Annotated in this window: 8 protein-coding genes; 7 read left to right on the top strand and 1 reads right to left on the bottom strand. The window is 44.2% G+C overall.

Annotated features, from left to right (window positions below; all coding sequences use genetic code 11):
• The first annotated feature begins 16 nt into the window (after nucleotides 1-16).
• The 3 genes from ACLTWA_RS06540 to ACLTWA_RS06530 all read left to right on the top strand — a co-directional run bounded on the left by ACLTWA_RS06540 (nucleotide 17) and on the right by ACLTWA_RS06530 (nucleotide 6,891).
• The gene (locus ACLTWA_RS06540; protein ID WP_412326789.1) at nucleotides 17-5,290 is read left to right on the top strand and encodes a SpaA isopeptide-forming pilin-related protein; all 5,274 of its coding nucleotides are present in this window, start codon (nucleotides 17-19) and stop codon (nucleotides 5,288-5,290) included.
• A 130-nt stretch (nucleotides 5,291-5,420) separates the two neighbouring features.
• A complete protein-coding gene (locus ACLTWA_RS06535) occupies nucleotides 5,421-5,900 on the top strand; it encodes a MarR family winged helix-turn-helix transcriptional regulator (RefSeq protein WP_412326788.1) in 480 nt (159 codons plus the stop codon).
• Nucleotides 5,875-6,891, top strand: coding sequence for a pirin family protein (locus tag ACLTWA_RS06530; protein WP_412326787.1), 1,017 nt, complete (start codon nucleotides 5,875-5,877; stop codon nucleotides 6,889-6,891). The genes ACLTWA_RS06535 and ACLTWA_RS06530 overlap by 26 nt, the downstream gene beginning before the upstream one ends.
• 105 nt (nucleotides 6,892-6,996) lie before the next feature.
• On the opposite strand, the gene ACLTWA_RS06525 is transcribed toward ACLTWA_RS06530, so the two are convergent.
• Entirely contained in the window at nucleotides 6,997-8,418 is a 1,422-nt protein-coding gene (locus ACLTWA_RS06525) for a serine hydrolase domain-containing protein (protein ID WP_412326786.1), read from the bottom strand.
• A 168-nt stretch (nucleotides 8,419-8,586) separates the two neighbouring features.
• On the opposite strand from ACLTWA_RS06525, the gene ACLTWA_RS06520 reads away from it, so the two are divergent.
• From ACLTWA_RS06520 to ACLTWA_RS06505, 4 genes are all read left to right on the top strand, one after another.
• Nucleotides 8,587-9,495: a LysR family transcriptional regulator gene (locus ACLTWA_RS06520; RefSeq protein WP_412326785.1), complete on the top strand. Its 909-nt coding sequence runs from the start codon at nucleotides 8,587-8,589 to the stop codon at nucleotides 9,493-9,495.
• A gap of 201 nt (nucleotides 9,496-9,696) precedes the next feature.
• Nucleotides 9,697-11,307 (top strand): ABC transporter substrate-binding protein, encoded by a 1,611-nt coding sequence (locus ACLTWA_RS06515; protein ID WP_412326784.1) that lies wholly within the window; start codon nucleotides 9,697-9,699, stop codon nucleotides 11,305-11,307.
• Nucleotides 11,308-11,393: 86 nt separating this feature from the next.
• A complete protein-coding gene (locus tag ACLTWA_RS06510; protein WP_412326783.1) occupies nucleotides 11,394-12,326 on the top strand; it encodes an ABC transporter permease in 933 nt (310 codons plus the stop codon).
• Nucleotides 12,327-12,351: 25 nt separating this feature from the next.
• On the top strand, nucleotides 12,352-13,230 hold the full coding sequence (locus tag ACLTWA_RS06505) for an ABC transporter permease (protein ID WP_412326782.1): 879 nt from the start codon (nucleotides 12,352-12,354) through the stop codon (nucleotides 13,228-13,230).
• Nucleotides 13,231-13,232 lie beyond the last annotated feature (2 nt).

Raw genomic sequence — 13,232 nt, 5'->3', positions numbered from 1 at the left:
GATATGATTAAACAATATGAAACTACAAAGGAAAAAAGCGATAAGCAGGATCATTTCATTGATTTTGGCCTTTTTGCTGGTATTTAACGGGAATTATATTTCCGGTTACAGTGCACCTTTAAAAAGAGCATTGTATAAAGACGGAGAATTATTAAAAGACGGAGATGAGGTATCTGTTACAGACAAACTTTTCTGGCAGGTAACGATTGATCAGAAAAAGCTGGAGGAAGGGTATGTCGTTAAACTTCCCCAGGGAGTGATTCCAGATGTTACGGGCGGTAATGTGGACGGAATCCCTGCAAAGATAGTAGCAGGTCGTGACGTTCAATTACTTGCTGAAGAGGAGGAGTTACTTTCGATTCAAAGCAATCATGAAATTCTATCTCTAAAGGAAGATAACACGGAGTCCGAAGCGGAAATAGAATCAGAACCGGAAACAGAAATGAAATCAGAAACAGAATCCGAAACGGAAGCAGAATCCGAAACGGAAACGGATTCAGAAGCGGAAACAGAGCCAGAGTCAAAAGCAGAAACGTCTGAGGACATTTCAGAGACAGAAACAGGAGACAGCCCGGTAAGTGAAACGGAACAGGAAGCTGTCCGGGAAACAGACGTCCAGCCATCGTTAGAGAGCGGCGGAAATCTTGAAGAGAGCGGCCAGAATACAGAAGAAGAGGAGATTCAGGAAACCTTGGACAACTCCGTTAGAGAAGGAGAACAGGAAAGTAATTCAGTCTCAGATACAGGAGAAACGCTGCCACGAAAAAAAATTGAAAGCAAGGTTATTCTGGCAAGTGACTCTCAGGCATCGCTCCAGAGAGAATTGCAGACGGTGGAAATTCCCTGTGTGATTGATCCTTCCAAGGTGGTAAATGGAACGATTATGATAGACGGCATGATGCTGCTTGTCTCTCTGGTTCCGGAAGAAGGAATAGAAGTGCATCCAGATCTTGTTAAGCTGGTTTATCCAGAAGGCGATTCCGCGGACGCTTATCCAGAGGTCAAGGAGGGGTCTGACATCAGCTTAAAGGATCAGTTAGCCATCAGCTTTAAATGGGACAGCTTAGAAGAAGTAAAACCTGGTGATTACTTTGAATATGAGCTTCCGGATGCTTTTGGAATCCCTGGAAGCAGCGGCTCAAGTATGATGCTTGCAGATATTAATGCTCCGGGTTTTCCAAGAGAAAAGCCTTTTGCGCAGCTGTCATGGGAAGCGGGCAGTAAGAAGCTGAAAGTTGTTTTTCAGGACATGGGGGTATATCCTGATGGAACGGACAATGAAGCCCTTTCTCAGCTACATGATGCTTATGTCACATATAAGTGCACTTTGGATAAAGATGCGGATCATGATCCACAGGGGAAGGTAATTATCTCCCTTGGCAGCAGTTCTGTTACTGTAACAGTCACTGAATTTAAACCCAGTCCTCCAAAGATTAAAAAAGATGTTGGAGTTCTGGATGATAAGGGGGAAGTAGAATGGACGGTTACTTATACCCATCCTACGGATGCCTATACAGGTGAAAAGCCGGATAGGATTGAGGATATTCTGCCAAAAGGCTTAGAGTATGTAGCTGGAAGCGGAACGGTCATTCTGGATGGAACGGATGAAACCAGCCTTCGCTTCTCAGAGGAGAGTGGGCAACTTACCTGCAGTTTGGATGGGATTTCTGCAGGCCAGAAGATTGTCTTTACATATAAAACCAGGTTGTCTGATGAAGAACTTCAGAAAGTATGGAAGAATCCTAATATAACTATTCAATATGAAAATACGGCAAATGCTACAAATAATGGCAGTCCCGTATCTGTTGAGGGCAGCGGGAAAGCAACTCTGAAAGTAAGAGGGGACAGTTGGAATTCAGGAACCTTTATTAAAAAGGTAGGAACGCTGCCGAAGAATTTAGACCCTGACCAGGCAATTATTAAGTGGGAGGTCACTGTAAATACTGCCGGACGGAGCTTTAAGACCCTACAGATAGAAGATACGATGGGAAGGGGGCTTTTGCTGGATAAAGACAGCATTTCGGTAAATAATGCCTCACCAGTTTATCCTCCGGAGATTGAGAAGACAGGTGAAAAAACCCAAATGAATCTTCCGCTGATCAAAGCCAGCGATTCCCAAGCCGCAGAGAATACTTATACCATTAGCTATACAACAAAGATTGACCCGGAATACTTTAATCAAACCAGTGATTTGACGGATGAAGACATAAAAAATGAAGCCAGGCTGATTTATGAGTGGCCGTCCGGATCTGGTCTGACTCCGGTGGATATTCCTACTGTAACAAAGGCACCGGTTGGAATCAATAACAGCTTGCTGAATAAAAGAGGTGTAACTTATGATATGAAGGATCACTCTCTTACCTGGGAGGTTACAGTAAATCCAAACAAAGTCGATCTGACAGAGGTCACTCTGGTGGACGATCTGTCTGAAAGCAATGCTGGACACCGGTTTACATCAGATACGTTGAGCGAAGAGCAGGCCCGGGAAATAATTAAGTCTGAAGTGGAAAAAGCTCTTTCCTCCATTGGAACTGCAAAATTAGAATCTATAAATCTGGATGATAACAAGCTGACTTTGCACATAAAAGGTCTTGGGAATAATTTGTTTTCTGTTTCCTTTAAGACCTATATCAGTGACTCGGAGTTCTGGGCAGGTAACCAGTCAAAGGACTTCTTCAACACAATGACCATGCTTAAAGATGGCACGAATGTAGGAAATACACCTATAACAAAAGATATTTCCTCAGATGCAAAGATTTCTGCAAGCAGTGAAGTACTAAGCAAAGAAGCAGTTTTCTATAACCCGGAAACAAAAAGAGTAACATGGCGTCTTATAATCAATAACAATGAAACTGATTTAGGAACAGTAACCGTCACAGATCTTCCCGGTCAGTACCTAAGTGACCCCCAGGATGCCCGGTTAAATGGTGAACCATTTATGGAACCCAATACCTTTACGGCAGATGGAAATAAGATTACCATACACCTGGACGGAGTAAAGGAAAGGCAGGTGATTACCTATACAACAGCAGTTGATGTAGACGGTGCTGATTTTATCAATAAATCAGAGGTAGAGCTGTCCAATTCTGCGGAACTTACCAGCAGCAGCAACGCAGAAAGGGTCATATTAAATCCGGTTACAGTAAAGTTGTCAAATAAAGTATTAACAAAGAACAGTCCCGGAAGAGAAGGGTTAGTTGCTCATTATGCAGTGGAATTAAATCCATTGGGCCTAGATCTTTCCAGGGATATATCAGATCATAAGCTGCAGCTGGAGGACACCTTGCCAGACGGTCTTTATCTGGATCTGGATTCATTGAAAATGTATAAAGCAAATGTGAAAGAAAGTGAAATCGTTCCGGCAGGAGGAACCTGTACGGTCCAGTTGGAAAAAGGCGATGAAGTGATTCCTGCAGCCGCCTACGATTCCTCCAATCGTAAGCTTACCGTAGATATTCCTGATCCTGAGGGAAGATATCTTTTGTACTATGATGCCTATATCGTGCGTATTGGAGTAGAGTTAAAAAATGATATCCAGCTGATAGGAAGTGTTCTTCCTGACGGCGGAGAGCTTGGCAAGTCTTCCCGTGTGATGTCGGTTGCTTCCGCGGGAGGTGCAAGGCTTGGACTGCCGAAAGATAAGTTTATTTCTGTACAGATTAAAAAAACAGATAATAATGGAACTATTTTAAAGGGAGCGGAGTTCGGTCTTTTCCAATCAACGTCAGATACAGAACCCCTTGTAAAGGGAACAAGCGATGACACTACCGGAATCTGTACTCTTGGACTTAGCAAAAAATCCGTTAAAGGAACAGACTACCTGTACTGGAGGGAACTAAAGGCTCCCCAGGGCTATGCCCTCAGCGATGGCTGGCACACCATAAAACTTTCAGAACATGACTCCGATACGGTCCTTACGGCGGTCAATGTAAAGGAGGATGAGAAAAACAGCGGAGAGATCAGGATACGTAAGCTGGATGAACAGAATCTTCCTTTACAGGATGCTGTCTTTAGCGTGTACGAAGACGAGGCCTGCAAAAATCCTGTTATGGCAGAAGGCCAGCCGCTGACAAAAAGCAGCGATCCGGCTGGACAGGTCCTATTTAACGGACTTTATCCAGGTCAGACTTACTACGTAAAAGAAACCAAAGCTCCTGATGGTTATGTCTTATCAGATAAGATAACTGCTGTTGCTGCTGAGAAGGACTGGAGTGATCCCGATAAAATAAGGCTGATAAATGAAAAGGCTGACGTAACCTTAAAAGTCCAGAAAATAGACGGCCAAAATCAGAAAAAAACTTTGCCCGGTGCAGTATTTCAGTTGTTTGAAGATAACCAGTGTACCGTAGAAGCCAGCCAGCCGGTAACCTCCGGGGAAGACGGAAACGTATTGTTTACAGGTCTTTTGCCTCATCATACCTATTACCTGAAAGAAATCAAGGTTCCGTCCGGTTACATCATGAGCAGCGATGTGATTACGATTAGAACAGAGGAAAATCATCAGGTGCTGTCCTCCATGAGAATAGAAAATTATCCTGTGGGCTGGGATGAGAAAGCATCCATTCACGTAACAAAAACCAGTGAAGACGGTAAGAAAAAATTATCAGGTGCCACATTTGCCCTGTACCGTCAGGACCGGTTGACACTTACAGGAGAACAGACCACCGGAGAAGATGGAACAGCTGGCTTTGCCGGGCTGAAGGAGGGAACGTACTACTTAAAGGAAGTTGCAGCTCCGAAGGGGTACCAGTTGTCCGCAGACTGGATAAAAGTATCCGTTGCAAGAAATTCCGCAGAAAAGGTCTCTGTGAAAAATAAAGAGCTGCCGCCTAAACCCACTGAAGAATCAGGCAATCCGGGAGGCTCCAATGGTTCCGGAGATCCGGACGGTACCGGAGGTTCAGGCAACCCTGAAAGTCCAGGCAGTTTTGGAGGTTCCAGCAGTCCGAAAGGTCCAGAAGGCTCTGGCAAAAACAACCCGGGAGGTCCAGGTGTTTCCATCGGTTCAAACAACCCGGAAGACTTGGAAAGCTCCTATGCTGCGAATGAAACACAAGGTTCAGCAGAGGAAACAAACAGTATTACAGTTGAAACAGAATTAAAGCCTACCGGCAATATGACATCAGGAAAATCTTCCATTCCAAAGACCGGTATTTCGGATGATTCAGGCATATGGAAGGCTGGAGCAATGATTTTCTTTGCTGCAGGAGCAGCCCTGTGCTTCGTATGGAGGACTGGAAAAAAGAAAGGCCCTACGGCTGTAAGATTCCGCTTTAAAAAGAAAAATTAATGAAAGCACCTTGCATTCCACGAATGCAGGGTGTTTGTTATGTTGGCCTTTTTCCGGGACACAGGCCATTCCTTTCGATTAACATAAAAAGAAAGTTGACAATATCACTAATTAGTGATATATTTGAAATATGAAAAAAAATACAATATCTTATGGAAAAGAAAATGATTTTAATTTAAAAGCATTTATAGTACTTAGCAGAACGACTCAGGCACTTCATAGAAGAGCAGGTGCCATCTTTAACCAGGGAGGTCTTACAACGGCCCAATTTGCCGCACTGGAGGCATTGTATCACAAAGGTGATTTAACAATTAACGAAATTATTGACAGTATTCTTTCCACATCGGGAAATATGACGGTAGTAATTAATAACCTGGAAAAGGATGGCATGATAGAAAGACATCCGAATCCCAATGATAAAAGGTCCTGCATCATTGCGATCACGCAAAAAGGGAGAGAAAAGATAGAAGAGATATTTCCCAGGCATGTAGAAGATTTGGCAGAGAGCTTTGCCGGACTTAAGGAAGAGGAAAAAGAAATGTTAGTGCAGTTATTGAAAAAAATAGAGACGAGGAGTAAATCATATGAGCAAAGCAATAAAGACAATTGAAAAGATAGGATTTCAATGGGGGATGGACAGTCCGTTTCTGGCATGTATGCATCACCAGGATCAATACCCGGCAGGGAATGAGGTACAAGGGCCTGCGGTTTCCCTGGAAGGAAGAAGAATAGGGAATGATTTTTCCGGGAAAGACGGCTTTAGTATGTATCATGGAGAAAAGGTTCCGGGATTTCCCGTTCATCCCCACCGTGGGTTTGAGACAGTTACCATTGTACTGGAAGGAATCGTTGATCACTTTGATTCCAAGGGAGCGGAAGGACGTTATGGGAATGGAGATGTCCAGTGGCTGACAACCGGAGCCGGATGCCAGCATGTAGAGATGTTCCCGCTGGTTCATCAGGATAAGGGAAATCCTCTTGAATTATTCCAGATCTGGCTGAATCTTCCGGCAGGCAGTAAATTCACAGACCCGGATTACAAGATGCTTTGGGCAGAAGAAATTCCAGTGATAAAGCATTCCAATGAGAAGGGAAAGACTGCAACGATCCGATTGATCGCCGGGAAATATGGAGATAAAAAAAGCCTGGAGCCAACGGAACATTCCTGGGCAGCAAGGGAAGAAAATCATGTGGGGATCCAGCTTGTGGAGCTGGAGCCTGAGGCAGAGTTTCATATCCCGGCAGGTTCTAAGAGCTTAAACCGTAACCTGTATTATTATGAAGGAACCGGTTCTATTACCATAGATGGTAAAACCATTGATCCTTCCTCCCGGGTCAGGCTGTCAGGAGAAGATCAGATTACAGTGGTAAATGGAGACAGAGCCAGCTGCCTGTTACTGTTGGAAGGGGAGCCGATTCAGGAGCCGGTGGCTCAATACGGACCATTTGTTATGAATACCCAGCAGGAGATACAAGAGGCATATGTGGATTATCAGAATACCCGGTTTGGAGGCTGGCCATGGCCGGATGATGAGCCGGTTCATGAAAGGGAAACAGGAAGATTCGCCCGTTATCCGGATGGAAGAGTGATAAAAAAATAATAATCGGCCAATAGAATAAGATTAGTAAAGCAGAAACTCAGCATAAAAGGGCCCTTTTGATTTTTTTACGGAAATCAAAAGGGCCTGCGTGCTTCCAGGCTCCTTCTATTGAAGAGAGACACGGGGAATCATACGGCTTCTATAGGTAATGGCATAGATGCCCCTGCCCTCCCTCCGGTGAAGTTTTAAGTAAGTATCTGTAAAAGGGGTCCGGACAAAGCCGGTACAGGGACCATTCATAATAAATTCCCGTAAAATCCCATCCACTTTTATTTTTGGGGTGCCATCTTCAGAAACCAGAATTTCAATGGTGGTTCCTTCTCCTGATTCATAGGTGCCGGCGGCTTCCAGCAGGGTGGTTTTGTCCCAGCAGGTTTTATTCTGCAAATCTCTGCTTACAAGAGGGCTTTTTCCGCTATATGCCCGAAAGAGAGCATCAGAAATCAGACTGACCGGTACTCCGGAGGTATTGCACAATACAATGACTCCGGCTTCTGCCTCATAGGACCAGGCAATATGGGAAGAAACGCCGGGAAGGCTTCCCCCATGTCCATAAACCGTCAAATCATCGAACTGCATGGAATAAAGTCCGTACCCATAAGAGCCGTTTTCCAGATAAGGCTGTCTGGGCCGGCACATTTCATCGATCCGGCATTCACTTAAAATCTGTTTACCATCCTTCCCTTTTCCCTTATTCAAATACATCGTTACATAGTTTTTTAAATCATGGAGCGTAGACTTCATAGCGCCTCCCCCGTTTAAAACGAAAGCATTGTCATGATAATCCCGGGACCCGGTCATGACTTTGCCGGTTCTTTTATATAAGGTGGCGGCGTTGGGGTCCTGAGAAGGGCGGATAAAATCGCAGAAGCTTCGTTCCATATGGAGAGGACTTAGAATATGTCTGGTTATATAGTCCGCATAGGATTCTTCCGGCCCTGTTCTTCGGATGATTTCTGAGAGCAGGCCATAGCCGTCATTGCAATAGCTGAAATGCTGACCGGGAGTTCCGTTAAGTCCTCCGTTTTCAAAGGTCTGTGCATTTAGCCGTGCGGCCACCTGTCGGGCTCCTTCCTCAGCAATCCGGCAGTTATAAGCAAAATCTCCGCATACCGTTTCATCAAGAGACAATTCTTTTGCAACCTCCCCGATTAAGATTCTGGGAAGGGGGAAATATCCCCCGCTGTGGGAAAGAAAGTGTTCTATGGTTACCGGTATGGGACCATTACCGGTGAATTCCGGAATGTAACGGCTGACAGGGTCCGTGACCCGTAAAAGGCCCTTTTCCTCTAGCTGCATGATGGAAAGGGCAGTAAAGGATTTTGTAACAGAGGCAAGTCCGAAGATCGTGTGCTCATTCAGCCGCTTTTTTGATTCCAGGTCGCTAAAGCCGAAATATTTTTCATACGGTGTATTCCCGCTTTTGTCAATAATGGCAACGGCCATGCCAACGGCTTCAAATTCCTTCATAATCCGGTCAATCAGTAATTCAGTCTGCAGCATATTGGAGCCTTTCATACGGTTCATGGTTCATTCCTCCCTATGTGGTAATTAACTTAATAATATAGACCAAATATTTGAAAAGTCAAATACAATATCTGAATAAACATTATATGGATTAAGAATAAAGCCTTGACAGAAGGAAGGAGACATAAGATAATATCTCAAACAACTACAGGTTTCGGGAGGTATCATATGGAAACAGCACAGTTAAAATATTTCCTAAATGTGGCGAAATTTGAAAATATGTCTCAGGCGGCTCAGTATATGCATGTATCCCAGCCTTCCGTCAGCCGGGCCATACAGGCACTGGAAGAAGAACTTTCTGTCAAGCTGCTGCGAAGGAACGGGAAACGGCTCAGCCTTACGTATGAGGGACGTATTTTTCAGTCCAGGCTTGGTCCTCTTATGGCAGAGATGGAGCAGCTTTCCAAAGATATGAGCATTTTAGGCCGTCAGTCCATGGACATGATCAAAATCAATGCTATTTCAGCAGAGAACATTCTTAAGGATGCGATAGCAGAATTTAAAGAGGATCATCCGGATGTATTTTTTGAAATTATCTGCAGAAGAGAGGATACAGACTGGGATTTATGCATTCGCAGCACCCTTCCGGAGCTGGGGTATTTTGCAGATGCGGACAAGATTTTAGAAGAGGAGATATGCCTGGCAGTTCCTGATTCTTCCTGGCTGGCCTCGGCAGACATCGTGTCTCTAAAAGATTTAAAGAATGAAAAGTTTATTCTCCTTTCCAAAGGATTAAGCCTGAGAGATGTTGCAGATAAGCGTTTTAAGGAAATGAACTTCATTCCGGACCAGATTTTTGAGTGTGACAGAGGGTATATGGTCCGTTCCCTGATGCAGAAGGGGCTGGGGGTAACATTCTGGCCCAGGCTTTCCTGGAATAAAATAGAGCCTCATGAGCATATTGTACTAAAACCTCTGGATGTTCCCAATATGTACCGGTCCATTTATCTCCTGCGTCAGAGAGAACGTCATCTGACGGAAACAGCAGAGCAGTTCCGTGACTCTTTGATTCTCTGTTTTCAGAATAGGATGAAAGAAATTGAAAGAAATGGAAAAAATAAGCCGGACAGAGTATAAATACTTGAATTATATTCTTATTATGAATAAGAGGTATACAAAAATGTAATTGGACAGCAAGTTTTATTGATGATAGAATTAGGCTCATAAATTTAAGACTTCTTTTTAAGAATCCGTACGATGCCGTACAATTTTTAAAAAGAAGTCTTTTCGTTTATCAAGGGTTAATCGACGATAGGAGAGAATCAGGAGGAGATTATTATGAAGAAAATGCGTCAATGGACTATGATTTTGCTGACAGCACTTTTAACAGCAGGAGTTGTTACAGGCTGTAAAAGCTCTTCTGTCTCTACGCAAGGAAGCAAGGAAAGCGGAGAGGCTTCCTCTGAGCAGGCAGCGGGGACGGAAACAGCCGGCGGTGAAGTAAATGCAGCAAAGCCTGCAGATGGTATGGAATTAAAAGAAGACATTGTGATGGGAATGCTTTCAAAGCACACGACAGTCGATGAGATGGAAGCCAGCAATACGCAGCATAACTATGTATGGCGTATGGTGCTTGATACATTGACTCATTACAATAATAAGACCAAAGAAGTGGAGCCCTGGCTGGCTGACAAGTGGTCTACAGAAGATGGCGGAAAGACCTATACCTTCCAATTGAAGGAAGGAGTAAAATTTCATAACGGGGAGACATTAAAAGCCTCTGATGTAGTATTTACATTCAACCGAATGGAAGGGACCACAGCTTGTAACAACCTGTTTGAAAAAGTAGAAAGCGTTGAAGCAACCGATGACAGTACCGTGAAGATCGTATTAAAGAGCAGCAATTTGGACTGGCCTTATATGATGACCCTTCCTACCGCAAGCATTATGAATGAAAAAGCATGTACCGATGATCCTACAGACGGTCCGGCGGTGGGGACCGGTCCATGGAAGCTGGATTTTTATGAATTTGGAAATTTCACAAAGCTCTCTGCATTTGCCGATAGCTGGAGAAAGGCTCCCAATGCGAAGACTTTTACATTTAAATATATTCCGGATGATTCCGCACGATTGATTGCGCTGGAAAATGGGGAAGTAGATATTTGTCAGGACCCGTCAACCATAGAGCTTTCCACCATCACAGACGATCCCAGGCTGGACCTTATCTCTTATAAGGGAGGCTCGCTGACTTATATGGCCTTTAATACGAAAAAGGCACCTGCAGATAATGAAGATTTAAGAAAAGCCGTAGCCTATGGAATTGATATTGATTCTATTATTCTGGCAGCCGCAGATGGATACGGGACTAAGGCAACCTCCTTCTGGGGCTGGGATGAATTTGGATATTATGATTGCGGCGGCTATACCAGAGATGTAGAAAAAGCAAAAGAATATTTAGCAAAAGCATATCCGAATGGAGGCGCTTCCCTGGAGATCTCTGTAAGCGGTTCTGTTCGTAAGACCATTGCAGAAATGATGCAGAGCCAGTTAAAGGAAGTAGGAATTGAAGTTACCATTAATGAGATGGACTCTGCCGGAATCAGTACCAGTACGACCAATGGAGAGCATCAGGCATGTATCTACGGAATGGGATTTAATGTATTTGGTGATGATGCAAGAAGAATTCTGCAGCCTGGTTCTGCAGTAAATAAAGCACATTATGAAAGTGAAGAGGTCATGAATCTTTTAGACAAAGCCGTGGCGGAAACGGATGAGACCAAGCGAAAAGAAGATTATCAGAAGATTCAGGAAAATATTTATGAGAATGTACCTTATATTCCCATTTACTTTGCAGATGGATTCCTTGCGGCGAAAAAGGGGACTGGTGGAATTGATATCTATCCCACAAGCCACCATGATTTTTCTGAAACATTCGTACCGGTAAAGTAAGAGGTTTCAACGGGAGGGGGCTTAGGTGCCCTCCTTTTTTCTTATAGGAGAAATGAAAGAAGTTTATATAATCTGGAGGTATAACAATGTGCCGATATATTTTGAAACGGATTTTAATGATGATACCGGTTATCATAGGCGTTTCTTTTCTGGTGTTTTTCATCATGGATCTGGCACCGGGAGATGCCATTGACTTTCTTGCTCCGGAAGGTTCCACGAAAGAAGAGATGGAAGAACTTAGAAAAGAGATGGGGCTTGATGCTCCTGTGGTCGTGCGGTATGTAAAATATATGGAAGGAATGGTCCAGGGTGATATGGGAGTGTCTTATATTACCCAGAGAGATGTGTTTCAGACCTATATGATGGCATTGCCGAAGACCGTTAAGTTAGCTTTTGCTTCTGTATTTCTGGCCGTACTTTTATCCATTCCTCTCGGAGTATATGCAGCCCTTCACCGGGGGTCCATACAGGATAATCTATGTGCCGGTTTTACTATTCTGGGATTGTCCATGCCTAATTTCTGGCTGGGGCTGTTGCTGATCATTGTTTTCTCTCTGAAGCTTCACTGGCTGCCGTCAGTGGGGGATGAGCAGGCCACCTCCATAATCCTTCCGGCAATTACCATTGCTACAGGCTTGATGGCAACCCTTACAAGAACGACCCGTTCCACAATGCTTGATGTTTTAGGACAGGATTACTTAAGGACAGCCAGAGCAAAAGGATTAAAGGAGCGGCGGGTTGTTAATGTTCATGGTGTAAAAAATGCCATGATTCCTATAACCACCATAATCGGGACCCAGCTTGCGGGAGTTCTCGGCGGAAGCGTACTGACAGAAACGGTATTTTCCTGGCCGGGGGTAGGAAGACTCATTGTGGATTCTCTTAATATGAGAGATACGCCTCTTGTGACAGGAAGTATAATTATGACGACCATTCTGCTTAGTATTGTACTTCTTGCGGTGGATTTGCTTTATGCGGTCATTGATCCAAGAATCCGGGTACAGTATAAAAAAAGATAAACAGAGTGGACAGGAGGGATAGGATATGGACAACGTGACAGCAGTAAAAAAGGCCCACCGGGGCCGTGCCAAAGAGGTACTGGGCAGAGTTGCCCAGAATAAAGGTGCCTTAGCCGGAGGAATTGTAATCGTGATTCTGATTGTAATATCTCTGTCTGCCGGATTTTTTCTGGATTATGATACCCAGGTGATCGGACAGAATGTGGCGGAACGGCTGCAGGGACCAAGCCTGCGGCATTGGTTTGGAACCGATGAGGTAGGAAGAGATATTTTTGGAAGAGTTATGTACGGAACCAGATATTCCCTGTCAGTAGGTGTGGCAGCGGTTGCTATAGGACTTGTTCTTGGAGTAACGCTGGGAGCGGTCGCCGGATATTTTGGAGGAACAACAGAAAATATTATTATGAGAGGCGTGGATATTCTTGGAGCTATTCCTGGAATCCTTCTGGCTATCGTAATTGTTTCTGTTCTGGGGCAAAGCATTATGAATCTGATGCTTGCCATTGGTATTACCAGCGTGCCGCAGTTTGTACGGATCACAAGGGCTGCTGTGCTGACTGTAAAAAATGAAGAATATGCGGAAGCCGCCAAGACCATCGGACTTTCCCACAGAAAAATAATCTTTAAGCATATTTTGCCAAACTGTCTGTCTCCTATCATTGTACAGACCACTTTACGAATGGCTTCCGCCATTATTTCTGCTTCCGGACTCAGCTTTCTTGGGCTTGGAGTTCCGGCACCGGAGCCGGAGTGGGGGGCACTTTTGTCTGCAGGGAGGAAGTATATCAGAGAATATTCTTACATGACCGTATTTCCCGGACTTGCCATTATGATTACCGTGTTGTCCTTAAACCTGGTAGGGGATGGATTACGGGATGCATTGGATCCAAAGCTGAAAAAATGATT

Source organism: Lacrimispora sp., from assembly GCF_046972725.1.
Taxonomy (GTDB): Bacteria; Bacillota; Clostridia; order Lachnospirales; family Lachnospiraceae; genus Lacrimispora.
The sequence above is the reverse complement of the archived record's forward strand: the minus strand, read 5'-3'. Positions and strand labels throughout refer to the sequence as shown.

Excerpts from the sequence above, each read along its gene's own strand:
- ACLTWA_RS06520 (WP_412326785.1), top strand. The coding sequence starts at position 8,587 with ATGGAAACAGCACAGTTAAAATATTTCCTAAATGTGGCGAAATTTGAA.
- ACLTWA_RS06535 (WP_412326788.1), top strand. The coding sequence starts at position 5,421 with ATGAAAAAAAATACAATATCTTATGGAAAAGAAAATGATTTTAATTTA.
- ACLTWA_RS06505 (WP_412326782.1), top strand. The coding sequence starts at position 12,352 with ATGGACAACGTGACAGCAGTAAAAAAGGCCCACCGGGGCCGTGCCAAA.
- ACLTWA_RS06540 (WP_412326789.1), top strand. The coding sequence starts at position 17 with ATGAAACTACAAAGGAAAAAAGCGATAAGCAGGATCATTTCATTGATT.
- ACLTWA_RS06525 (WP_412326786.1), bottom strand. The coding sequence starts at position 8,418 with ATGAACCGTATGAAAGGCTCCAATATGCTGCAGACTGAATTACTGATT.
- ACLTWA_RS06530 (WP_412326787.1), top strand. The coding sequence starts at position 5,875 with ATGAGCAAAGCAATAAAGACAATTGAAAAGATAGGATTTCAATGGGGG.
- ACLTWA_RS06510 (WP_412326783.1), top strand. The coding sequence starts at position 11,394 with ATGTGCCGATATATTTTGAAACGGATTTTAATGATGATACCGGTTATC.
- ACLTWA_RS06515 (WP_412326784.1), top strand. The coding sequence starts at position 9,697 with ATGAAGAAAATGCGTCAATGGACTATGATTTTGCTGACAGCACTTTTA.